The organism is Cellulosimicrobium sp. EB106-03-01-XG111, assembly GCF_058792115.1.
This window is the reverse complement of the sequence record NZ_JBYTEQ010000001.1, coordinates 236,126-259,245: the sequence shown is the minus strand read 5'-3', so window position 1 is coordinate 259,245 and position 23,120 is coordinate 236,126. Positions and strand designations below refer to the sequence as shown.

Annotated in this window: 17 protein-coding genes; 4 read left to right on the top strand and 13 right to left on the bottom strand. The window is 74.5% G+C overall.

The window, feature by feature from the left end; all coding sequences use genetic code 11:
* Nucleotides 1–8: 8 nt before the first annotated feature.
* On the bottom strand, nt 9–1,448 hold the full coding sequence (locus AC3WT4_RS01110; RefSeq protein ID WP_492314463.1) for a pyridoxal phosphate-dependent decarboxylase family protein: 1,440 nt from the start codon (nt 1,446–1,448) through the stop codon (nt 9–11).
* A 184-nt stretch (nt 1,449–1,632) separates the two neighbouring features.
* Here AC3WT4_RS01110 and AC3WT4_RS01105 point away from each other — a divergent pair, with 184 nt between their 5' ends.
* Nucleotides 1,633–3,252: an asparaginase gene (locus AC3WT4_RS01105; RefSeq protein ID WP_492314462.1), complete on the top strand. Its 1,620-nt coding sequence runs from the start codon at nt 1,633–1,635 to the stop codon at nt 3,250–3,252.
* 229 nt (nt 3,253–3,481) lie between these two features.
* Entirely contained in the window at nt 3,482–4,132 is a 651-nt protein-coding gene (locus tag AC3WT4_RS01100) for a chitinase (RefSeq protein ID WP_232322685.1), read from the top strand.
* Nucleotides 4,133–4,267: 135 nt separating this feature from the next.
* Here the strand turns inward: AC3WT4_RS01100 and AC3WT4_RS01095 are convergent, their stop codons facing one another.
* The 11 genes from AC3WT4_RS01095 to AC3WT4_RS01045 all read right to left on the bottom strand — a co-directional run bounded on the left by AC3WT4_RS01095 (nt 4,268) and on the right by AC3WT4_RS01045 (nt 19,037).
* Nucleotides 4,268–6,760 carry an alpha/beta hydrolase-fold protein gene (locus tag AC3WT4_RS01095; protein WP_492314461.1) on the bottom strand — a complete coding sequence of 831 codons (2,493 nt, stop codon included), beginning with the start codon at nt 6,758–6,760 and terminating at the stop codon, nt 4,268–4,270.
* Between the two features lie 116 nt (nt 6,761–6,876).
* Nucleotides 6,877–7,737: an HpcH/HpaI aldolase/citrate lyase family protein gene (locus AC3WT4_RS01090; RefSeq protein WP_492314460.1), complete on the bottom strand. Its 861-nt coding sequence runs from the start codon at nt 7,735–7,737 to the stop codon at nt 6,877–6,879.
* Nucleotides 7,734–8,954: a CaiB/BaiF CoA transferase family protein gene (locus AC3WT4_RS01085; RefSeq protein ID WP_492314459.1), complete on the bottom strand. Its 1,221-nt coding sequence runs from the start codon at nt 8,952–8,954 to the stop codon at nt 7,734–7,736. The genes AC3WT4_RS01090 and AC3WT4_RS01085 overlap by 4 nt, the downstream gene beginning before the upstream one ends.
* On the bottom strand, nt 8,951–10,972 hold the full coding sequence (locus tag AC3WT4_RS01080) for an SUMF1/EgtB/PvdO family nonheme iron enzyme (protein ID WP_492314458.1): 2,022 nt from the start codon (nt 10,970–10,972) through the stop codon (nt 8,951–8,953). Before AC3WT4_RS01080 ends, AC3WT4_RS01085 begins: the two co-directional genes overlap by 4 nt.
* Nucleotides 10,973–11,025: 53 nt before the next feature.
* On the bottom strand, nt 11,026–12,006 hold the full coding sequence (locus AC3WT4_RS01075) for a ribokinase (protein ID WP_492314457.1): 981 nt from the start codon (nt 12,004–12,006) through the stop codon (nt 11,026–11,028).
* On the bottom strand, nt 12,003–13,499 hold the full coding sequence (locus tag AC3WT4_RS01070) for an ADP-ribosylglycohydrolase family protein (RefSeq protein ID WP_108047174.1): 1,497 nt from the start codon (nt 13,497–13,499) through the stop codon (nt 12,003–12,005). Before AC3WT4_RS01070 ends, AC3WT4_RS01075 begins: the two co-directional genes overlap by 4 nt.
* Entirely contained in the window at nt 13,496–14,701 is a 1,206-nt protein-coding gene (locus tag AC3WT4_RS01065) for an ADP-ribosylglycohydrolase family protein (RefSeq protein ID WP_074803577.1), read from the bottom strand. The genes AC3WT4_RS01070 and AC3WT4_RS01065 overlap by 4 nt, the downstream gene beginning before the upstream one ends.
* 159 nt (nt 14,702–14,860) lie before the next feature.
* Nucleotides 14,861–16,150 carry an ABC transporter substrate-binding protein gene (locus tag AC3WT4_RS01060; protein ID WP_108047176.1) on the bottom strand — a complete coding sequence of 430 codons (1,290 nt, stop codon included), beginning with the start codon at nt 16,148–16,150 and terminating at the stop codon, nt 14,861–14,863.
* Nucleotides 16,151–16,218: 68 nt separating this feature from the next.
* Nucleotides 16,219–17,046, bottom strand: coding sequence for a carbohydrate ABC transporter permease (locus tag AC3WT4_RS01055; protein WP_074803579.1), 828 nt, complete (start codon nt 17,044–17,046; stop codon nt 16,219–16,221).
* Between the two features lie 3 nt (nt 17,047–17,049).
* Nucleotides 17,050–18,009: a carbohydrate ABC transporter permease gene (locus AC3WT4_RS01050; RefSeq protein ID WP_206158315.1), complete on the bottom strand. Its 960-nt coding sequence runs from the start codon at nt 18,007–18,009 to the stop codon at nt 17,050–17,052.
* Entirely contained in the window at nt 18,006–19,037 is a 1,032-nt protein-coding gene (locus AC3WT4_RS01045) for a LacI family DNA-binding transcriptional regulator (RefSeq protein WP_167405665.1), read from the bottom strand. Before AC3WT4_RS01045 ends, AC3WT4_RS01050 begins: the two co-directional genes overlap by 4 nt.
* Nucleotides 19,038–19,326: 289 nt before the next feature.
* Between AC3WT4_RS01045 and AC3WT4_RS01040 the strand changes: the two genes are divergently transcribed.
* Nucleotides 19,327–20,307 carry a glycoside hydrolase family 19 protein gene (locus AC3WT4_RS01040; RefSeq protein WP_083384651.1) on the top strand — a complete coding sequence of 327 codons (981 nt, stop codon included), beginning with the start codon at nt 19,327–19,329 and terminating at the stop codon, nt 20,305–20,307.
* An 85-nt stretch (nt 20,308–20,392) separates the two neighbouring features.
* On the opposite strand, the gene AC3WT4_RS01035 is transcribed toward AC3WT4_RS01040, so the two are convergent.
* Complete coding sequence (locus AC3WT4_RS01035) at nt 20,393–21,127, bottom strand: DUF305 domain-containing protein (protein WP_492314456.1); 735 nt, start codon at nt 21,125–21,127, stop codon at nt 20,393–20,395.
* Between the two features lie 111 nt (nt 21,128–21,238).
* On the opposite strand from AC3WT4_RS01035, the gene AC3WT4_RS01030 reads away from it, so the two are divergent.
* Nucleotides 21,239–23,047: a carbohydrate-binding protein gene (locus tag AC3WT4_RS01030; RefSeq protein WP_074803585.1), complete on the top strand. Its 1,809-nt coding sequence runs from the start codon at nt 21,239–21,241 to the stop codon at nt 23,045–23,047.
* Nucleotides 23,048–23,120 lie beyond the last annotated feature (73 nt).

The following is a 23,120-nucleotide window of genomic DNA, read 5'->3' as shown; positions in this document are numbered from 1 at the left end:
GTCGGTCGTCAGGCGCGGGCCGCGGCGACCGCCCGGCCGAGCGCGTCGACGCTCGCCGCGACGTCGGCGTCCGTCGTCGCCCAGGAGCTCACGGAGACGCGCAGCACGGCGCGGTCGTGCCAGCGCGAGCCGGACATCCACGCCGTCCCGTCGTCGAGCACGCGCCGCACGACGTCCTGCGTGCGCGCGTCGTCGCCGAACGCCGCGCACACCTGGGTGAACACGACGTCGTGCAGCACCTCGCCGTCGAGCGCCCGCACCGCGTCGGCGAAGGTCGCCGCGTGGCGGCAGAACCCGTCCACGAGGTCGGCGACGCCCGAGCGGCCGAGCGCCCGCAGCACCGCCCAGACGGGGAACGCGCGACCGCGCCGCGAGAGCTCGGGCACCTTGTCCAGGGGATCGCCCGCCGCGCTCTGGATGAGGTAGTCGCCGTGCATGCCCATCGCGGCGCGCAGCGGCACCGGGTCCGCGACGATCGCGAGGCCGCAGTCGTACGGGACGTTGAGCGTCTTGTGCGCGTCGGTCGCCCACGAGTCCGCGCCCTCGTACCCCGCGACGAGGTGGCGGTACGACGGCGACGCGGCGGCGAAGAGCCCGAACGCGCCGTCGACGTGCACCCACGCGCCGTGCCGGTGCGCGGCCTCGACCGCCGGGCCGAACGGGTCGAACGCGCCGGCGTGCACGTTGCCCGCCTGCAGCACGACGATCGTGGGCGCCGAGGTCGAGCCCCGGTCCCCCGAGGTAGAGCCCCGGTCGTCCGAGGTAGAGGCCGGGTCGTCCGAGGTAGAGGCGGGGTCGGCCAGCGCCTCCTCGAGCGCGGCGACCGAGACCCGGCCCTGGTCGTCCGCGGCGACGACCTCGGGCGCCCCGAGCCCGAGGTAGGACAGCGCGAGGTCGACCGACTCGTGCCGCTCGGCCCCGACGAGCACGCGCACGCGCGGCGCGCCCGTGAGGCCGTCGCGCCGCACGTCCCACCCCACGCGGCGCAGCACCTCGCCGCGCGCGGCGGCGAGCGCCGTGAAGTTCGCGGTCGTGGCGCCGGTGACGAACCCGACCGCGCACGACGCGGGCAGGCCGAGCAGCTCGAGCAGCCACGCGCTCGTCACGTCCTCGACGGCCGTGTGGGCCGGGGTGACGGCGCGCAGCGCGGAGTTCTGGTCCCACGCGCTCGTGAGCCAGTCGGCCGCGAGCGCCGCCGGGTGGCTGCCGCCGATGACCATGCCGTAGAAGCGGCCCGACGGCATCGCGGTGAGGCCCGGTCCGCACGCCGTGGCGAGCAGGTCGACGACGTCGGCGGCCGGGCTCGGGCCGTCGGGCAGGTCGGTGCCGAGCGCGGCGACGACGTCCGCGACGCCCGCCCGGGGCGGGACCGGGCGCGTCGCGAGGGAGTCGAGCCACGCGGCGGCGTGCTCGTGCGCCCGCAGGAGGGCGGCGTCGCGATCGTCCATGACCGCTCCTGACCGGGCCGGACCGACGCCGGCCCTCCCGCCAGGCTGGACCCGCGGGGACCGCCGGTCAACCGCTCCGCCGGGATCCGGCACGTCCGTACTTCTTACGCCCAGGCAATCCCCAGGCAACACAGGGTCCCTAGCGTCGGGCGGGCCAGATGTTCCCCCGACGGAAGGCCCCCTGTTGAGAACGTTCACCCTGACCCTGTCCGGCCGCGCCGTCGCGGCCGTCGTCGCGCTCGTGCTCGCGTGCGCCGCCCTCGCCGCGACGGTCGCGTACACCGTCGCCGACTCCCGGGCGTCGGCCGCCGCCGCGCGCGCCGAGGGTGCCGCGGCACCGGTGCTCGCGGCCGGGACCGCACCGGCCAACCCGCTCGGCATCACGTCCGCGCAGTACGCAACCGCGACGGCGACCGCCGCGGCGGAGAAGCCGAAGGTCGTCGTCGTCGCGACCGGCGGCACGATGGCCGGCAAGGCGACCGGCCGCGACACGTTCACGAGCTACCGCGCCGGCACGTACCGCATGGAGGACATGCTGAACACGCTGCGGCCCGAGCTCGACGCCGTCGCCGACGTCACCGCCGTCCAGTTCGGCAACGCCGGCTCGTCCGGCTACTCGATGGAGCAGTTCCACGCGCTCACGCTCGAGGTGGAGAAGCAGCTCGAGACGGCGGACGCCGTCGTCGTCACGACCGGCACGGACACGCAGGAGGAGTTCGCGTACTGGCTCGACCTCACCGTGCGGTCGCGCAAGCCCGTCGTCACGTCCGGCTCGATGCGCCCGTGGGGGTCGGGCGCCGGGCCGGACTCGAGCCTCGTGTTCGGCACGGACGCGCCCGCGAACCTCTACAACGCGATCAAGGTCGCCGCGTCCCAGCAGACGTTCTGCTTCGGCACGGTGCTCATGCTCAACGACGAGATCCAGGCGGCCCGCGAGGTCACGAAGTCGAACTCGTACCGCACCGACACGTTCCAGACGCGCGAGTACGGCGTGCTCGGCTGGATCGACGGCGACAACGTGACGCTCGGCCGGGCCCCGGCGCGCGTGCTCGCGTGCGACACCGAGGAGTGGTTCACGCCGTTCGACCTCGCGAAGGTCGACCCGAAGACGCTCCCCCGGGTCGAGATCCTCATGTCCTACCAGCAGGCCGGCGGCGAGGCCGTGACGGCGTTCGCGAACGCGGGCGTGCAGGGCATCGTCACCGCGGGGACGGGCGCCGGCGGCATCTCGTCCGCCATGGGCCAGGCCCGCACCGCCGCGGTCCGCGACAAGGGCGTCTGGTTCGTCTCGACGACGCGCACCGGGTCGGGGTCGTCGTACGGGGGCGGCAACGGCATCATCGCGGGCGGCGACCTGACGGCCGTGAAGGCGCGGCTCCTGCTGCTCCTCTCGCGCGCCTTCACCGACGACTTCGCGACCGCCCAGGGCTGGTTCACGACGTTCGGCAACGCGTCGTTCGACCAGTCCGCGACGGCGGCCACGGTCGGCGCGGAGCCGGGCTCGACGACGGTCCGCTTCTCCGGCACCGCGACGCCGTCGTGCAAGGCCGCGGGCAAGCAGCTCTGGCTGACGGCGTCCGTGACGAACGAGGACACGGTCCCGATCGACGTCCACGTGCAGACCCCCGCGGGCGAGCACACGTTCTCGGCGGTCCCCGCCGGCGAGTCGGCCGAGAAGACGCTCGCGGTGAAGGCCAAGACGCTCGACGCGGGCGAGATCACGCTCGTCGCGACGAAGGACGTCGAGGGACGGGCCGTCCAGACGGAGACGACCGCCGCCTACCCGGAGACGGCCTGCCGCTGACCCCCTGGCCCGCCACCCCACCCCACCCCACCCCGCCGACCACGGGGATAGCGACCAGATCCGCACCGATCCGGTCGCCGTCCCCGTGCTCGGCGGGGTGGTGGGCGTTCCGGTGGGGGCCGGTGGCTTTGTCCCGTGACACCTCCCATGGTTACGCAGGGATCCTCACCAATCCCGTAGGGTGGGCGGCGGCCGCGGCGTCGCGGCCGCCGCCGACGAGGGGGATCCCGTGACCGACCCGACGACCACCACCGCACCGACGACGTTCGTGGTGACCGAGCAGCAGTTCGACGCGATGTTCCCGGAGCGGAACCCGTTCTACACGTACGCCGGGCTCGTCGCGGCGACGGTCGCGTACCCCGCGTTCGCGACGTCGGGCGGCGACCGCGTGGCCCGGCGCGAGGCCGCGGCGTTCCTCGCGCAGGTGAGCCACGAGACGCACGGGCTGGAGCACGTCGTCGAGGTCAACACCGCGAACTACCCGCACTACTGCGACCCGGCGCAGCCGTACGGGTGCCCCGCCGGGCAGGACGCCTACTACGGCCGCGGCCCGCTCCAGCTGAGCTGGAACTTCAACTACCGGGCGGCCGGGGAGGCGCTGGGGATCGACCTCCTCGCCGACCCGTGGCTCGTCGAGCAGGACCCGACCGTCGCGTGGCAGACCGCGCTCTGGTACTGGAACACCCAGCCCGGCACGGCCTCGATGACGTGCCACGACGCGATCGTCGGCGAGCACGGCTTCGCCGAGACCATCCGGTCCATCAACGGCCCGCTCGAGTGCGAGGGCGGCAACCCCCGCCAGATGAACAACCGCGTCCGCCTCTTCCGCCACTACGTCGAGATCGTCGGAACGACGACGGGCGACCACCTCACCTGCTGACCCGACCCCTCCCCACCCCCACCACCACCGCCGAGCACGGGGTCAGCGACCGAAATCCCGAGGAAACGGTCGCCGACCCCGTGCTCGACTGCGTGCGGGGGCGGCGGCGGGCGGGGAGGGTGGGGTGGGGTGGGGTCAGGGGCAGGTGAGAGCGGCGTACGGGACGACGGCGGTGCGGCCGTCCGCGGTCGCGGTCGCCTCGCCCGCGGGGACGGTCGTGGCGCGGACGGCGAACGACCGGTAGGCCGACGCGCCCGGCGCGACGTCCGGGACGACGTGCGTGCCGTACGGCGTCGCGAGCTCGACGTCGACGGGCGCGTCCCCGGTGCTCGTCGCGCGCACCGCGACGTAGGCCTTGCCGGCGAGGCACCGTGCCTCGGCGGTGACGTCGAGCGCCGGGGTCGCGGCCCCGGCGTCGGGCACGACGGCGTCCCACGGGGTCCGGGCGACGAACACGTCGGCGGCGCCCGCGTTCGTCGTGCCCGCGGGGGCGCCGTACGTGAGCCCGGTGAGCAGCGCGGCGCCGTCGCGGCCGTCCGCGGCGGGTGCGGGGGCCGCGAACAGGTTCGCGTCGTCCCACTCGTCGGCGCCGTCGCGCTCGCGCGACCCGGTCTGCGTCGCCTCGCCCGGGGTGCCGTCGGCCGCGACGGGGAACGTCACGACGTCGACCCCGCCGACGGCCGTGCCCAGGGCGCCGTACGTCGTGCCGACGACGAGCACCGCGTCGTCGGCGCCGAGCACGCCCGTCACGCCGCGGTCGTCGGTCGACGTCCCGACCTGCGTCGTCCACAGGACCTCGCCCGCGACGTCGAGGGCGCGCACGACGACGTCGTTGTCCCCGAGGTTGCCGTCCTCGCCGAGCGCCCCGCGCGTGTGCCCGACCGCGACGACCGACCCGTCCGAGCGCGCCACGAGACCGTTGACCTGGTCGTTCTCGCTCGTCGCGACGGCGCGCAGCCACTCCTGCTCGCCGTCCGCGGCGTAGCGCGCGACCCAGCCGTCGTTCGCGCCCGCGCGCTCGGCCCCGGGCATCCCGCCGCCCGACACCCCGCCCACGTACACCGCGCCGTCGGGCGAGGCCGCGACCGCGAGCGCCTTGTCCTCGCCGGGCCCGCCCACCTGGCGCAGCCACAGCAGCTCGCCCGCCGCGGAGACCCGCCCGACCAGCGCGTCCTTGTCCCCGGCGCTCGGCGCATCGCCGACGGCGCCGCTCGTGTACCCGGCGACGTAGGCGCCGCCCGCGCCGTCGGGTGCGACGGCGTAGAAGCGGTCGGCCGCGCCGGGGTCGCCGGTCTGCAGCGTCCAGGCCCGCTCGCCGTCGGCGGTGACGGCCGCGACGAACCCGTCGTCGCGCGTCGTGCCCGCGTGGGCGCCGTCGAGGTCGCCCTTCGTGTACCCGGCGACGAGCACGCCGCCGTCGGCGCCCGGCACGACGCCGTACGCGCGGTCGTCCGCAGTCGTCGCGACCGCGTGCCGCCAGACCTCGGCGCCATCGGCGTCACGTCGCACGACGACCGTGTCGAGCCCGCCCGCGGGCTCGTACCCGTCCCACGCGCCGGCGAGGTTCAGCGCGACGGTGGTGCCGCCGTCGGGCAGGGCCGCGACCCCGCCCGCGCGGTCGTCGCCCGCGGAGCCGAGGAGCTCGGCGTCCCACGGCGCGGCGGGCGTCGTGCGCAGGCGCGCCGAGACGTCGACGACCCCCTCGCGGAACGCGGGCCGCCAGACGTCCCAGTCGTGGCCGCCGTCGAGCACGCGCAGCTCGGCCGTCACGCCCGGGACGCGGCGCGCCTGGTTGTAGAGGCGCGCGGACTCGAAGTCGATGTCGTGCGTGGCCTCGGCGGGGTCGGGGTTGGCCCACTCGTCGTCGCCGACGGCGACGAACAGGTGCACCGGGAGCGCCGGGTCGAGCGCCGCGAGCGCCGCCGGGTAGGACAGCGCGGTGTACCGGTCGGCGTCGAACGGCGCGGTCCCGACGCCGTAGCCGCCGTGGTCGCGGGCCGACGAGTCCGCGGGCGGCTGCGGCACGTACACGGCGGGGCTCAGCACGATGCCCGCGGAGAACGTGTCCTGGTGGGCGAGCGTGAACCGCAGCGCGCCCGCGCCCCCCATGGAGTAGCCGCCGACGGCGCGCGCCTCGCGGTCCTCGACCGTGCGGTAGGTCGCGTCGACGTGCGCGACGAGGTCGCGCGTGAACGCCGTCTCGACGGCGGTGCCGGCACCGGCGCCCGTCGCGTCCCCGGTGTACAGCGAGTCCGTGTACCAGGAGCCGCGGTCGTTCCACGGCGCGTCGGGCATGACGACGACCATCGGCTGGATGTCGCCCGCCCCGATGAGCTCGTCGAGGTCGCCCGTGACCTGCTGCCACGCGGCCTGCGTGTCGCCGCGGCCGTGCAGGAGGTAGAGCGTCGGGTACTCCTGCGCGGCGTCGTCGTAGCCGGGCGGCAGGTAGACCGTGTAGTCGATCGGGCCGGCCGCGGAGTCCGCGACCCGCCCCGCCTCGACCGTGCCCTGCTCCGCGGCGGTCGCGGGCAGCGCGAGCGCCGACCCGCCGATCGTCGCGCTCACCGCCAGCGCGGCCAGCGCGGCCGTCGTCCCGGGCCGCCGGTGCGGCCGTCGTGCTGCGTCCATGGTGTCTCCTCGTCGAGATCCGTCCATTGCTCTGCCCCCTCCCCCTAAACCCGCCGAACACGGGGTTGGCGACCGTTCTCGGGGGAATCCGGTCGCAGATCCCGTGCTCGGCGGCGTCAGTGGCGGCGGCGGGACGCCAGCGCCAGGACGGTGCGCGCGCGCTCGACCATCGCGACGTCGAGGAACGTGCCGTCCGCGAGCGCCACGACGCCCGTGCCCGACGCCGCCGCGTCACCAACGCGCTCGACGACCTCCCGCGCGCGGTCCACCTCCCCCGAGGTCGGGAGGAACGCGTCGCGGATGGTGTCGAGCTGCGCGGGGTGGATCGCGGTGCGGCCGCAGAACCCGAGCGCCCGCCCGGCGCGGCACGACGCCGCGAGTCCCTCGAGGTCGCGCACGTGCGTGAACGCGGACATCGCGGGCGACGGCAGCCCCGCCGCCCGGGCCGCGACGACGACCCGGCTGCGCGCCCACGCGAGCCCGGCCTCGTCGTCGACCCGCAGGTCGGAGCGCAGGTCGGCCTCGCCGAGCCCGAGGGACGCGACCTGCGGCGACGCCGTCGCGAGCTCGAACGCGAGCTCGACGCCGAGCGCCGACTCGACCAGCAGGTGCAGCGCGCGCCCGGGCAGCGCCGCGGCGAGCGCGCGCACCTCGTCCGCCGACTCGACCTTCGGCGCGCGCGCCCCGACGGCGAGCGGCAGCCCGGCGAGGGCTGCGACGTCGTCGGCGTGCCACGGCGTCGCGGGGTGGTTGATCCGCACCTGGACCCCGCGCGCGGCCGCCGCGTCGTCGAGCAGCGCGACGGCGTGCGCCCGCGCCTCGTCCTTGCGCGCCGGGGCGACGGCGTCCTCGAGGTCCACGAGCACGACGTCGGCCGCGGACCCGAGCGCCTTCGCGACCCGGTCGGGCCGGTCCGCGGGGACGTACAGCAGCGTCAGCGGCGGCGCGGCGCTCGGCCGGTCGCCCCGCCCCGTCACACCGCCCCCTCGGCCCGGAGCTCCGCGACGCGCTCCGGCGCGAACCCGAGCTCGCGCAGCACGGCATCGGTGTCGGCGCCGTGCGCGCGGCCGGTGAAGCGGATGACGCCGTCGTTCTCGGACATCCGGAACAGCGGTCCCTGCATGAGCATCGGCCCGAGCTCGGGGTCCTCGATCTCGTGGATCGTGCCGAGCGCGCGGAACTGCGGGTCGTCGACGATGTCCTGAGCGTCGTAGATCGGCGCGACGGCGGCCTGCGCCTCCTCGAACGCGGCGACGACCTCGTCGCGCGTGCGCTGCGCGATCCAGCCGCCGACGGCCTCGTCGAGCAGGTCGGCGTGCTGCGCGCGCTCGACGCCGCTCGCGAACCACGGCTCGTCGACGATCTCGGGGCGCCCGACGAGGCGCATGACGCGCTCGGCGATGGACTGCGCCGACGTCGACACGGCGACCCACTGCCCGTCGCGCGTGCGGTAGGTGTTCCGCGGCGCGTTGTTCGCGGACCGGTTGCCGGTGCGCGGCTGCACGGTGCGGAGCTGGTCCCAGCGCGTGATCTGCGGCCCGAGCATCGCGAGGATGGGCTCGATGATCGCCGTGTCGACGACCTGCCCGTGCCCGGTGCGCTCCCGCGTCGACAGCGCGACCATGACGGCGAACGCGGTCGCGAGCGACGCGACGCCGTCGGCGAGCCCGAACGGCGGGAGGGTCGGCGGGCCGTCGGGCTCGCCGGTCATCGCGGCGAACCCGCTCATCGCCTCGGCGAGCGTGCCGAACCCGGGGCGGGTGCGGTACGGGCCGACCTGCCCGAACCCGCTCACGCGCGCGAGCACGAGCCGCGGGTTGCGCGCGGACAGCTCGTCGTAGCCGAGGCCCCAGCGCTCGAGCGTGCCGGGCCGGAAGTTCTCGACGACGACGTCCGCGTCGGCGACGAGCGCGAGGAACACCTCACGGCCGCCGACGCTCCCGAGGTTCGCGGTGACGGTGCGCTTGTTGCGCCCGAGCGTCTTCCACCACAGGTTCACGCCGTCCTTCGCGGCGCCGTGCGTCCGCGACGGGTCGGGCTTCGTGGGGTGCTCGACCTTGACGACGTCGGCGCCCAGGTCGCCGAGGTGCATCGCCGCCATGGGCCCGGCGAACAGCGTCGACGCGTCGACGACGCGCAGGCCCGCGAGCGCGCCGGCGGCGGGGTCGCGCGAGACGCGCGGTGCGTCCGTCATGCCGTCACCTCCGTCGCGTCGTCGGCGAGGTCCCACGCACAGCGGAACCCGACGGTCGCGCCGCGCGCGAGCCCCAGGCCGGGGACGAGGAGCTTGACCGCGTAGTCGGGGGCGTGGCGCCCGCCCTCGACGTACCAGTCGGAGCCCTCGGCGCGGTGGTCGCTGCCGCCCTTGAGCATGACGAACCGGGTCCGGCCGTCGGAGTGCTCGGAGCACGTCCAGCTCCACACGGCGGGCTCGCCGCGCGTCCAGCCGGGCTGCTCGGCCGCGAGCTGCCACTCGTCCTCGGTCGGCAGGCGTCCGCCGCGCCACGCGCAGTACGCGCGCGCGTCGTCGAGGTCGACGAAGGTCACGGGCTCGGCCTCCGTGCCGGGCGCGGGACGCCCGTCGACCCAGTGCGCGAGGAAGCGGTGCGCGACGGCGGGCACGTACCCCGTGGCCGCGAGGAACTCCGCGAACTCCGCGTTCGTCACGTCGCGGCCCACCGCCACCGGGGCAACGAGCTCGCCGTCGCGCTGGAGGGTCCGCGCGTCGTGCAGGCGCGGCGGGAGCGGCTTCCACTCGTCCACGTATGGCGCGCCCTGGTACATCCCGGTCTCGCGCGCGCGGTACCGGACGGTCAGCACGTACGGCCCCGCGGGGACGACGACGGCGCCCGCCCCGGGCGCCACGCCCGCCCCGGGTGCCGCGACGGTCTCGGGTGCCGCGACGGTCTCGGCAGCGGGTGCGAGACGCCGCGCGAGCCGGTGCGGGAACCGCGCGTCGGGGTCGTGCGGCGCGGTCTCGTCGAGCGTGGCGACGACGTCGCGCAGGTGCGGCAGCCACGCGGGCTCGGGGGCGCCGTCGGCCACGTGCAGCACCGCGGCGATGCCGCGGCCGGGCACGCGCCCGGGCGTGCCGTCCGGGAGCAGCGGGCCGTCGTGGTCCGTCTCGCCGCGGTGGACCAGCGTCCACAGGGTCACGCCGTCGAGCTCCCAGCGCGACGCGTAGACACCGGCCTCCTCCGCCTCGGGGGCGAGCTCGGCCAGCGGCGTCCACTCGCCGTCCAGCAGCAGCGGCCGCGCGGCGCGCTGGACCGTGACCAGGCGCGTCACCGTCGCGGCGTCGCGCGCCGACCAGCCGACCCACACGCCGAACACGACCTCCCACACCATGACGCCCACGCCGTTGAGCCATGCGGACTGGAGCTCCTCCGAGTGGTCGCGGTGCCAGCGGCGCACGTGGTGCTGCATGTGCCGCCGCTCGTACCAGTGCGCGCGCAGCACGCCGGGCACGGGCGAGTCGGCGAAGAACTGCGCCCACGACGACGAGTGGTCCTCGATGCGCTCGACCGGGAGCTTGGACTCGCCCTCCAGGACGATCCCCGGGCGCGCGGCCTCGAGCCGCGCCACGAGCTCCGGCTCGGCCTTCTTCAGCGTGTCGAGGAAGACGCCGTCGGCGCCGAGGTCGCGCACGACCGCCGCGAGCTCGGTGAGGTCGTCGCCGCCGCGACGCGTCCCGACGTCCCACGGGTTGTAGTCGACGAACACGTGCAGGCCCGCGTCGTGGAACGTCCGCACGAGGTCGACGATCCCCGGGACGTCGCGGTAGAAGTCCCACTGGTTGCGGTCGTCGATCCCGATGACGGGGTACGCGTGCCACAGGACGACGGCGTCGAGGCCGCCGAACCGCTCGCGCGCGTCGGCAAGGAACCGCTCGGGCGTGAACCGGTGCTCCTCGAACGAGTACAGCAGCTCGTCCCACAGCCAGACCTGTGCGACCGTCGAGCACCCCGCGGCCCACGCGGCATCCGGGCGGTCGTACGCGGCGCCCGTGTACCCGTGGCGGCGGCGCGCGTCGTCGCGCCACGCGGCGAGACGCTCGCGCCAGGCCGGGCGGTCGGCGGGGTCGGCCGGGCCGACGAAGATCTTCGCCTCGTCGAGCGCGAGGGACTGCTCGGGCGTGAGCGGCCCGTCGAGCACGACCTCGGTCGGCAGGTCGATCAGGCGCGGGACGAGCGGGTCGAACGTGTAGGTCATGGTGCCTTTCCCTCGGCGGGCCGGGCCCGCGCTCGGACGTGCTGCGGAGTGGCTCAGGTCGGTCGGGCGGGGTTCTCGGCACGCTCGGCGAGCGCGACGACGTCCGCCGCGGCGGGCACGGCGTCCTGCGCCCCGGGGCGGGTCACCGCGAGCGCACCCGCGGCGGCGGCCAGCCGCGCGGCGTCGGGCAGGTCCGCGCCGCGCGCGAGCGCCGCGGCGAGGACGCCGCAGAACGTGTCGCCCGCGCCGGTCGTGTCGACCGCCTCGACGGCGATCGCGGGGACGGTCGTGAGCAGGGGCCCGGCCGGGCGGCGCTCCGCGACGAGGCTGCCCTCTCCGCCGAGCGTCACGACGACGGCCGGCACGCGCTCCAGCAGCAGCCCGGCGAGCGCGCTCGGGTCGGCGTCCCCGGTGCCGCCCGCCAGGTCCGCCGCCTCGTGCTCGTTGACGACGAGCACGTCGAGCGCGGCCCAGACGTCGTCGGGCAGGTCGCGCGACGGCGCCGCGTTGAGGACCAGCAGCGCGCCCGGGCGGCGCGCCGCGGCGGCGGCGCGCACGACGTCGAGCGGGATCTCGAGCTGCGTAAGGACGACGTCCGCCGCGGCGATCCGCTCCGCCTGCGCCGCGCCGACCGTCACGTGCGAGTTCGCGCCGGGCGCGACGACGATCGCGTTCTCGCCGTCGGGCGAGACGGTGATGAGCGCGGTGCCCGTCGCGGCGTCCACGCGCTCGACGAGGTCGGTCCGCACGCCGCCGCGGTCGAGCGACGCGAGCAGCAGGTCGGCCGCGTCGTCGTGCCCGAGCGCGCCGACGAACGTCGTGTCGGCACCGCCCGCGCGCGCCGCGCCGACCGCCTGGTTCGCTCCCTTGCCGCCGGGGTTGCGCCGCAGCTCGCCGCCGAGGATGGTCTCGCCGCCGCCGGGGTGGCGCGGCACGTCGACGACGAGGTCGACGTTCGCCGACCCGACCACCACGACCCGTCCCGACCCGCCCGGGACCGTGGCGCCCTGCTCCCGGTCCGCCGTCGTGCTCATGCCTGTGCCTCCTCCGTGGGACCCTGCACGGCTCCCCCGGCCACCACGACCGGGACCGTCGCGAGCGCGACCGTCCGCGCCGCGAGGTCCACGATCCTCTGCTCGCCGCCGGGCAGCGAGGTCGCGATGTGGCCGTCGAGCGGGCGCGTCCACCGCTGGCCGATGCCCTCGACGCCCTGCAGCGCACCCACCACGCCGCCGACGGTCGCCCCCGCGGAGTCGGTGTCCCAGCCCGCGGTGACGGCGATCGCGACGCTCGCGCCGAAGTCGCCGCGGCCGTCCGCGCCGCGCCCCGCGGTGAGCGCGTAGGCGATCACCGCGGCGTTGTCGAGCACGTGCACCCAGTGCAGGTCGCCGTACGCGGCGTGGATCGTGTCGAGCCCGGCGCGCACGCCCGCCTCGGACGCGTCGCCGTCACGGCCCGCGTCCCGGCCGAGCCGGATCGCGGCGGCCAGGCGGCTGCCCGGAGGCACGACGGCGTCCGCCGCGTCGAGCACCTCGTCCACCGTCTCGCAGACCATCGCCGCCGACGCGAGCGCGGCCGCCCACATCGCCCCGTACACGCCGTTGCGCGTGTGGCTCAGGCGCGCGTCCGTCCACGCGAGGCGCGCGGCCTCGCGCACGTCGCCGGGCGAGACCCAGCCGAGCACGTCCGTGCGGATGAGCGCGCCGATCCACTCCCGGAACGGGTTGTGGTGCGTCGCCGTCTCCGGCACCGGCCGCGCGTCGAGGATGTTGCGGTACGCGGCGCGCTCGGCCGTGAACACCCGGCCCGCGGGCAGCGCGTCGAGCCAGAGCTGCGCGACGTCGTCCGTCGTGAAGCCGCGCCCGTGCCGCTCCAGCAGGGCGAGCGCGAGGATCGGGTAGTTGAGGTCGTCGTCCTCGGGCATCCCGTCGATGTTCTCCTCGAGCGACGTCGGGGCGCTGCGCCGGTTCCACGGCCAGCGCGCGGCGACGTCGTCGGGCAGCCCGACGGCGGTGAACCAGCGGTCGAGGGGCCACCGGCCCGTCGCGCGCAGGATCTCCTCGATCCCGGCGCGCGGGATCTTCTCCACGGGCTTGCCGAGCAGGCAGCCCGCGGCGCGCCCGGTCCACGCGCCGAGCACGCGGTCCGCGTACGCGGCGTCGGTGGCGGCGGTCCCGCGTGGCGCACCGGCCGCGATGCCGCCGGAGGACCCGACGGCGCCCGGGCGGGTGGGCAGGCCGGGCGCCGCCGGGAGCGTGGCGAGGATCGCGTCCCAGTCGTCGGGCTCGTGCGGCGCGGGCGCCGCGGGCAGCGCGTCGAGCTCCACGAGCAGGTCGCGCGCGAGCGCGCGCAGCTCCGGGGTCGCGGGGACGGGGCCGGCCCCGCTCACCGCGGGGACGGGGTCGCCGCCCGCCGCGGTCCAGCGCTCGCGCACGTCCGCGAGCGCCGCCGGGTCCTTGCCCTCCGCGGCGGCCTGGACGAGCTCGTGCGCGAGCAGGTCCTCGGGCTGGGCCCAGGTCAGCCTCACGCCCGCTCACCCGCCCGCGCGGCGAGGGCCGCGCCGTCGACGGGCGCGCTGCCGAGCTCGGCGAGCGCGCGCAGGCGGGCGGTCGCGCGCTCGCGGTCGGCCCGCAGGATGTCCTGCGCGGCGGACGCCATGAGCCGCCCGGTCTCCCGGACGTCCATGCGGCTCGCCTCCTCGATCGCGTCGAGCCACTCGTCGGGCACGACGGCCGTCCCGCCGAGGCCCGCGCACACCGCGCCGGCCATCACGGCGATCGAGTCGGCGTCGCGCCCGTAGTTCACGGCGCCGAGGACCGCGCCGCGGAAGTCGCCGCGGTGCCCGAGCACGAAGCCGAGCGCCGCGGGCAGCTCCTCGATGGACTTGGTGCGCGACGGGCGTCGCGCGTCCATCGACATCTGCCGGTACGCGGGCCCGACGGAGTCGAACGGCGCGACCGTGTCGCGGATCAGCCGCGCGAGGGCGCGCTCCTCCTCGTCCGTGGTGGGCGCCGTCGTCCAGCCGTCGAAAGCCTCGACGACGGCCTGGAGCGCGGCGGCCGTGCCGTCGTGCGCGACGTCGAGCGCGGCGTGCACGACGTCGTCGACCGTGGCCCCCGGCGCGACGGACGCGGCGACCATGGCCGCGAACACGCCCGCGGCCTCGCGGCCGTAGCTCGACTGGTGCGCCCCGGTGAGGTCGATCGCCTCGGCGTACGCGCCGCGCGGGTCGCCCGCGTTCGCGAGGCCGACGGGCGCGACGTACATCGCGGCACCGCAGTTGACGACGTTCCCGACGCCGGCCTCGCGCGGGTCGACGTGCCCGTAGTGCAGGCGCGCGACGATCCACTTCTCCGCGAGGAACACGCGCTGGAGCAGCAGGGCCGTGGACTCGAGCTCGGGGATCCAGCGCGGCTCGCCGATCATGAGGGGCACGAGGTCCTCGGCCATCGCGTACGCGTCGAGGTGCTCGCGGCGCTTCGCGTACACCTCCACGAGCGCGCGCGTCATGAGGGTGTCGTCGGTGATGTGCCCGTCGCCCTTGTGGTAGGGCGCGATCGGACGCGCGTCCTGCCAGTTCGGGTACCAGGGCTCCACGATCCCCGTCACGCGGCCGCCGTGGCGCTCCTCGATCTGCTCGGGCGTCCAGCCCTCCGTGGCGCCTCCCAGCGCGTCCCCCACCGCCGCTCCGGTGATCACTGCCACCGCTCGGTCGTCCAGCCAGGTCACGATCCACTCCCTGTCGATCCGTCTCGGCGCGTCGCGCCGGTGCGACCCGTGCGGGTCGCGGTTCCCGGCCGGGCGGTCGCGTGCGCGGCCGCCCGGCCGCTGCTGCTCGGTGCTCGCCGCGACCCGGTGTCGCGGAGCCGCGGCGAGCGACCGAGAGTGCTACTTGGTGATCTCGGCCCAGCCCGACTCAAGCTCGGTCGCGAGCTGGTCGGCGTCGATCTCCTGGGCGAGGAACTTCTGGTACGCGGGCGTCGCGACGGTGTCCTTCCACTGCGCGTACGCGTCGACGAACAGGTAGGGCGCCGAGGTGAGGTACTGGCCGGAGGAGAGGATCGTCGACCAGCCGTTCTCGTCGCCGAGCGACTCCGCCATGGCCTCCTGGGCCGACGTCGTCGCGGGGATGAGCGCGTCCGCCTCGTTGAGCGCGGCGAGGTTCTCCGTCTGCGTGAAGAACTCGATGAACTCCGCGGACTCCTCGACGTGCTCGGAGTCGATGTTGACCGAGAGCGTCTGCGGGTTCGCGGCCTGCTCGGCGCCGTCGGGGCCCTCGAGCGGGGGCAGCACGACCCAGTCGAAGCCCTCGGGCGCGTCGTTCGCGATGTTCGCGGCCTGGAACGAGCCCTGGATCGTCATCGCGACCTGCCCCGCGTAGAACGACGCGAGCGTCTCCGAGCCGGACTGCGTGAGGGTCACCGGCAGCACCGTGTTGTCGGTGTGCGCCATCGTGTCGACGAGCTCCGGCAGGGCCATCTCGCCCTCGCCGATGGTGATGCTCGCGTCCGAGCCCGTGCCCTCGAAGTACTCGCCGCCGAAGCCGGGGGCCATCGCCATGAACGCGGCCGTCGGGCTCGCGAGCCCCCACCCGAGCCCGTACGCGCCGTCCTTCGTCGTGGCCTGTGCGATCTGGCGCAGCTCGTCCCACGTCATCGTCTCGCCCGTGGGGATCTCGACGTCGGCCGCGTCGAGCATCGTCTTGTTGGCGAAGACCATGTACGACTGCAGCTCGGTCGGGTACGCGATGACCTGGTCGTCGACCGTCACCGCGTCGAGGATGCCCTCGGGGATGTCGTCCCGGCGCTCGTCGGACATGTACTCCGAGAGGTCCGCGAGGTACCCGTCGACCGCGAACGGCACGATGCTCGCGGCCTCGTAGTGGATGATGTCCGGCGCGGCGCCGCCGTTGAACTGGGTGATGAGCTTGTCGTAGATGCCGTCCCAGCCGGCGGGCACGATCTCGACCTGGACGTCGGGGTTCGCCTCGTTCCAGTCGGCGACGATCTTCTCGGTCGCCTCGATCGCGGCGGGCTGGTCGGACAGCGACTGGAACTTCAGCGTCACCGTGCCGCCGTCGGTGCCGTCGTCCCCGCTGCCGCCCCCGCTGGAGCAGGACGCGACGAGCAGGGTCGTGATCGTGAGGCATGCGGCGATGGACGCACCACGAGTCTTCATGGTTCTACCTTTCGGGTGGGGGTGGGGTCGAGAGAGCCTGGGGGCGGGACCGGTCGAGGGGGTCATGGTCAGCCCTTCACCGCGCCGGAGAGCAGGCCGCCGGTGAGCTTCTTCTGCATGATGGAGAAGAAGACGATGCTGGGGATGGCCGCGAGCACGGAGCCCGCGGCGAGGGGGCCGAGCGCCACCTTGCCCTCGCCGCCGATGAACATCTTGAGCGTGATGGGCAGCGTGTAGTTCTCGGGCGACTGGAGCAGCACGAGCGCGAAGAAGAACTCGTTCCACGAGGACACGAAGCTGAACATCGCGGTCGCGACGATCCCGGGCATGAGCAGCGGGAAGACGATGGTGCGCAGGACCGTGAGCCGGCTCGCGCCGTCCATGGAGCCCGCCTCCTCGAGGTCCACCGGGATGGCGCTGACGTAGCCCTGCATCATCCACAGCGCGAACGGCAGCGTGTACGTGGTGTGGACGAGCGTCAGGCCGACGAGCGAGTCCGTGAGGCCGACGGTCCGCAGGATGAGGAACAGCGGCAGGATGATGAGGATCACCGGGAACACCTGGCTCACGAGGATCCAGCCGACGCCCGCCGCGCGGATCTTGCCCCGCAGCCGGGCGAGCACGTACGACGCCGGCAGCGCGATGACGATGACGAGCATCGTCGAGACGACCGCGACGATCGCGCTGTTCCAGGCCGAGCGGACGAGGCCCTGGCGGGCCAGCGCCTGGGAGTAGTTCTCCCAGTGCCAGTCCTGCGGGATCAGGCTCACGGTGAGCGAGTTGAGCTCGCCCGAGGACTTGAGCGAGGCCGAGATCAGCCAGAGCAGCGGGAAGCCGAGGAACAGGATGTAGAAGCCCAGGGCCGCGTACTGGGCGGGGCGGACGAGTGCGCGCACGGGTCAGCTCTCCTTCTCGGAGCGGAACTGCGACCGCAGGTAGATCGCGAGCAGGAGGACGACCACGACGACGAGCACGACGCCCATCGCGGCGGCGTAGCCGATGTTCCGGTTCTTGAACGCCTCGAGGTACGTGAAGAGCATCGGGAGCATGGTCCGGCCGCCCGGACCGCCCTCGGTGAGCACGTAGACCAGCGAGAACGAGTTGAAGTTCCAGATGAAGTTCAGCGACGTGATCGAGGTGATGATCGGGCGCAGGCTCGGGAGCGTCACCGCGGTGAAGCGGCGCCACGCGCCCGCGCCGTCCATGGCCGCGGCCTCGTGCAGCTCGTCCGGGATCTGCTGGAGCCCGGCGAGCAGCGTCACGGTGGTCTGCGGCATGCCGACCCACACCCCGACGACGATCACCGCGGGCAGCGCGGTCGAGAAGTCCGCGAGCCAGTTGATGTCGTCCGGCAGGCCCAGCGCGCCGAGGAACGCGTTGAGCGGCCCCGCGTTGGGCGAGTAGATCATCTGCCACATGATCGCCACGACGACCGGCGGCATGGCCCACGGGATGAGCGCGAGGACGCGAGTCAGCCCCTGGAGCCGGAGCCCCGAGTTGAGCAGGAGCGCGAGGCCCATCGCCGCGACGAGCTGGAGCAGCGTCACCGAGACGGCCCAGATCATGCCGATCCGGAACGAGTCCCAGAAGAACGAGTTGTCCGCGAGGCGCACGAAGTTGTCGACGCCGACGAACTGGTAGTCCGGCTGGCGCACGAGCCGCGCGTCGGTGAACGCGAGCGCGACGCCCATGACGAGCGGCGCGACGCTGAGCACGAGGATCGGCAGGAGCGACGGCATGACGAGCGCGATCGCCTCGCGCCGCTTGGCGCGGGCCATGCCGCCGGTCCGGCGCACCGGGCCACGGTCGGGCCGCAGGGCCGCGCGACGGGGGTCGCCCGCGAGGGTCGGTGCGCTCACCGGGAACCACCCCCGGGTGCGGTCGACTCGCGCACGACGAGCCGCGGCCCGACGGCGGTGTGCCGGCCCGGCTCGGCGTCGCCGTCGACGAGGTCCACGACGAGCTGCGCGGCGACGCGCCCACGCTCCGTCGAGCCGAGCGAGACGCTCGTCAGGCTCGGCTGGAACACGCGGCCGATCTCCGTGTCGTCCATGCCGGTCACCGCGACGTCCTCGGGGACCGAGAGGCCCCGCTCGCGCACGGCCCGGATGGCGCCGATGGCGAGGAGGTCGTTGGCCGCGACGATCGCGTCCGGGCGGGCGTCGCCGTCCGTGGCGTCGAGCAGCGCGCGCGTCGTCGCGAGGCCCGCAGCGACGGTGAAGTCCAGTGCGGGTGCGACCTCGACCCGCTCGGCGTCGAAGTCGGCGGCACGCGTCGCGGCGTCGAAGCCACGCTGGCGCGCCTCACCGGGGGTCGTGTCGAGGGGCCCGTTGAGGAACGCGATCCGGCGGCGGCCGAGCCCGAGCAGGTGCCGCACCGCCTCGCCGATCCCGCCGGCGGAGTCCGTGGACACGGAGTCGATGCCGCGGTCGGCCAGGGTGCGGCCGATGACGACGACGGGCACGGGCGCCTCGCGGATCTCCTCGACGAGCTCGTCGTCGGTGCGCAGCGGGCTGAGGATCATGGCGTCGACGAAGCCGCTCGACAGGCTGCGCACGAGCTCGACGGTGGACCGCGTGGTGTCCCCCGTCGTCATGACGACGACGCGGTAGCCGTGCGGGGCGAGGACCTCGTGGATCGCCGTCATCATCTCGACGTAGACGGGGTTGCCGATGTCCGCGACGGCGAACGCCACCTGGAACGTCTTCTTGAGGCGCAGCGAGCGCCCGATGGCGTCCGGGCTGTACCCCAGCTCGGTGGCCGCGGCGCGCACGCGCTCGACCATCGCAGGGCTCGCGCCCGTCCCGTGCAGCGCACGGGAGGTCGAGGCCAGGGAGACCCCGGCCCGCTGTGCCACCTGGATCAGCGTGGCGCGTGATGACGTCACTGTCGTCCACCTCGTCGTCGAAGGACCGTCGTACTGGAAACGTTTCCAGGCTGACGACCTCGACAGCCCTGGAAACGTTTCCGGGTTGGCGGACACTCTTGCACCCGCCCGGCCCGGACGTCAACCCCCGTGCACACCCCGTGCCGAGGTAGAGCTCAGGTTCCCCGGGGTGGAGCCCCGGCTCTACCCCGGGCTCCCACGGGTACGGGGTTCCGCGTAGGGGGGTTGTCCACGACGCGGGGCCCCGGTCAGGCTCGAACCGACCCGACCACCGACGAAAGGTGCACCGATGCACACGCGAGCCCCGGCGTCGTCCTCCCCCGCGGCGCCCACGACGGCCGCCGCCCGGCCGATCTCCCGCCCTCTCGCCCTGCTCCTCAGCCTCGTCCTCGCGCTCGCGGGAGCGCTCTCGTGGTCCGTCGCGGGCCCGGCGCAGCAGGCGCACGCCGCGACGTGCGCCGCCCCCTGGAGCGCGAGCGCCGTCTACACGGGCGGCGCCGTCGTCTCTCACGGCGGCCAGAACTGGAAGGCCGGCTGGTGGACCCAGGGCGACACGCCCGGTACCACCGGCGAGTGGGGCGTCTGGCGCAGCCAGGGCGCCTGCGGCGGCGGCACGAACCCCGGCAACCCCGGGAACCCGGGCAACCCGACCGGGTTCGTCGTCTCCGAGGCGCAGTTCAACCAGATGTTCCCCAACCGGAACCCGTTCTACACGTACCAGGGCCTCGTCGACGCGCTGTCCGCCTACCCGGGCTTCGCGACGACGGGCGGCACCGAGGTCGCCAAGCGCGAGGCTGCGGCGTTCCTCGCCAACGTCAACCACGAGACCGGCGGCCTCGTGTACGTCAAGGAGATCAACACCGCGAACTACCCGCACTACTGCGACACCTCGAAGCCGTACGGCTGCCCCGCGGGCCAGTCCGCCTACTACGGCAAGGGCCCGATCCAGCTGAGCTGGAACTACAACTACAAGGCCGCGGGCGACGCGCTCGGCATCGACCTGCTCAACAACCCGTACCTCGTCGAGCAGAACTCCGCCGTCGCGTGGAAGACCGGCCTGTGGTTCTGGAACACGCAGTCGGGCGCGGGCTCGATGTCCGGGCACCAGGCGATCGTGTCGGGCGCCGGCTTCGGCGAGTCCATCCGCTCGATCAACGGCACGATGGAGTGCAACGGCGGGAACCCGGCGCAGGTGCAGTCGCGCATCGCCGCGTTCCAGCGGTTCGCCCAGATCCTCGGCACGACGACGGGCAACAACCTCTCCTGCTGACCCGTCCCGCACGCCCGACGGCGGCCCGTCCCACCCACGGGGCGGGCCGCCGTCGTGCGTGGTGCCCCGTGCCCGGCCGGACGGGTCAGAGCTGCGCGAGGAGGTCCCGCATGCGGTCGATCTCGCCGCCCTGGCCGGCCGCCGTCTCGGCCGCCATCTCGTTCGCGAAGAGGTCCTCCCCCTCGACGAGCACGACGTCGACCATCGCGAGCGCGCCCTCGTGGTGCTGGATCATCCCCTCGAGGAACAGGCGGTCGAACTCCGGCCCGCTCGCGGCCTCGAGCGCCGCGAGCTGCTCGTCCGAGAGCATCCCGGCGGTGCCGTCGCCGTGGTCGTGCCCCGCGCCGTCGGGCGCGCGCGGGCCGGTCCCGCCCGCGTCCTGCGCGCCCTCGGGCACGGCGAGGTCGCGGGCCTGCAACCACGACGCGAGCGCGTGCACCTCGGGGCCCTGCGCGGCGGTGACGCGCTCCGCGAACGACCGCACGGCGTCGGACCCGGCGCGGTCGGGTGCGAGCGCGGCGATCTCGAGCGCCTGGAGGTGGTGCTCGATCATGCCGGTGACGAACGCGGCGTCCGCCTGGTTCCACGAGCCCTCGTCGGGCGCCCCCGCGTAGTCGTCGGGGGCGACGGTCGTGGCGTCCTCGCCCGGCCGCCCGGGCTGCACGACGACGCTCGACGGCGTCGAGGTCGGCTGCGGGTCGGGCGTGCACGCCGCCAGCCCGAGCGCGGACCCGAGCGCGAGGCCGGTCGCGGCGACGCCGCAGGTCAGGGCACGCGTGACGGTGCGGGGCTCTGTGTTACGGCTGGGAAAAATCTGCACCTGCCCTGTTCCCTCCGTGTAAAAGGTCGCCGCGAACTGCCCGGTTTGAGTGGTCCAGATCACATTCGCCCGCCAGAATTTGCAGCACCCTACCAAGGAGGTGTTTCCCTCGTGCATCGAAGAACGCACCGGCAGACGCACCGGCACCGGAGCCGGGTCCTGCTCGCCTCGTCCCTGGCGGCGACCCTCGCCGTCTCCACCCTCGCGGTCGCCACGACAGCCGCCGCGGAGCCGTCCGACGGCTCCCCCGAGGCGGTGGCGGCACTCACCGACCAGGCCGCCGCCTCGCTCGCAGACCTCCCCGCACAGCGCCTCGCCCCCCTCGCCCAGGCCACCGACGTCCTGGCGCCCGGGGAGACGGCCGGCAGCCCCAACCTCACGCACGTCGCCAACATCCCGAAGAACGGCGACTTCACGCCCGAGGGGCAGTACAGCACCGACCTCGCGTTCCAGGGCCGGTACGCGTTCGCCGGGAACTACGGCGGCTTCACCGTGTACGACGTCGCGAACCCGACCGCCCCGCAGCAGGTCGCGCAGGTCGTCTGCCCCGGGTCCCAGAACGACATCTCGGTCTACGGCGACCTGCTCGTCCTCAGCACCGACTCCTCGCGCAGCAACGACTCGTGCGAGAACGTCGCCCAGAGCGCCACGGTCAAGGACTCGTGGGAGGGCATCAAGGTCTTCGACATCTCCGAGCCGACCTCGCCGCAGTACGTGGCGTCGGTCGAGACGCAGTGCGGCTCCCACACGCACTCCCTCGCGCCGTCGCAGGACGGCGAGGAGCTGTTCGTCTACGTCTCGTCGTACAGCCCGAACGCGGCGTTCCCCGACTGCCAGCCGCCGCACGACCTCATCTCCGTCGTGCAGATCCCGCTCGACGACCCCGCCGCGGCGGAGCTCGTCTCGACGCCCGTCCTCTTCCCGGACGGCGGCAACCCGGGCGGGAACGGCTCGAGCACGACGTCGGGCTGCCACGACATCACGACCTACCCGTCGAAGGACCTCGCGGCGGGCGCGTGCATGGGCGACGGCATCCTGCTCGACATCTCCGACCGCGCGCACCCGGTGGTGACCGAGGTCGTCCGGGACACGACGAACTTCGCGTTCTGGCACTCGGCGACGTTCAACAACGCCGGCACCAAGGTCGTCTTCACCGACGAGCTCGGCGGGGGCGGGGCGCCGACGTGCAACCCGACCGTCGGGCCCGAGAAGGGCGCGGACGCCATCTACGACATCGTGGGCGGCGAGCTCGTGTTCAAGAGCTACTACAAGATCGAGCGCGAGCAGGCCGCGACGGAGAACTGCGTCGCGCACAACGGCTCGCTGATCCCCGTCCCGGGCCGCGACATCATGGTCCAGGCCTGGTACCAGGGCGGCATCTCGGTGTGGGACTTCACGGACTCGGCGAACCCCGTCGAGATCGCGTGGTTCGACCGCGGCCCGCTGTCCGCGGAGCGGCTGATCCTCGGCGGCTCGTGGTCGGCGTACTGGTACAACGGCGCGATCATCTCGAACGACATCCAGCAGGGCCTCGACGTCCTGCTGCTCGACGACCCGGTGACGAACGCCGCGAAGTCGGTCGTGACGGACGAGTTCAACCCGCAGGCCCAGCCGACGTACACCGAGCCGCCGGCCTGGTCGAAGGGCACCGCGTACGCGGGCGGCACCACGGTCACCTACGGCGGCGCCGTGTGGCGCGCGCAGTGGTGGACGAAGGGCCAGACGCCCGGTGCCGACGCGTGGGGCCCGTGGGAGGAGATCGCGGGGGTCGACTCCGCCGGGGTCGGCGCGTGGAAGCCGAGCCGCGTCTACGTCAAGGGCGACAGCGTGACGTACGAGGGCACGACGTACACCGCGAAGTGGTGGACCCGGAACCAGGCGCCCGGCGACCGCTGGGGCCCCTGGGACCCGCAGGACTGACGCGCACGACGGCGCCCGCTCACCGGTCGGTGGGCGGGCGCCGTCGTGCGCGGCCCGCCTCCGCACGTCCCGC

Coding starts and splice junctions, on each gene's coding strand:
- AC3WT4_RS01110 (WP_492314463.1), bottom strand. CDS start 1,448: ATGGACGATCGCGACGCCGCCCTCCTGCGGGCGCACGAGCACGCCGCC.
- AC3WT4_RS01095 (WP_492314461.1), bottom strand. CDS start 6,760: ATGGACGCAGCACGACGGCCGCACCGGCGGCCCGGGACGACGGCCGCG.
- AC3WT4_RS01085 (WP_492314459.1), bottom strand. CDS start 8,954: ATGACGGACGCACCGCGCGTCTCGCGCGACCCCGCCGCCGGCGCGCTC.
- AC3WT4_RS01080 (WP_492314458.1), bottom strand. CDS start 10,972: ATGACCTACACGTTCGACCCGCTCGTCCCGCGCCTGATCGACCTGCCG.
- AC3WT4_RS01075 (WP_492314457.1), bottom strand. CDS start 12,006: ATGAGCACGACGGCGGACCGGGAGCAGGGCGCCACGGTCCCGGGCGGG.
- AC3WT4_RS01060 (WP_108047176.1), bottom strand. CDS start 16,150: ATGAAGACTCGTGGTGCGTCCATCGCCGCATGCCTCACGATCACGACC.
- AC3WT4_RS01040 (WP_083384651.1), top strand. CDS start 19,327: ATGCACACGCGAGCCCCGGCGTCGTCCTCCCCCGCGGCGCCCACGACG.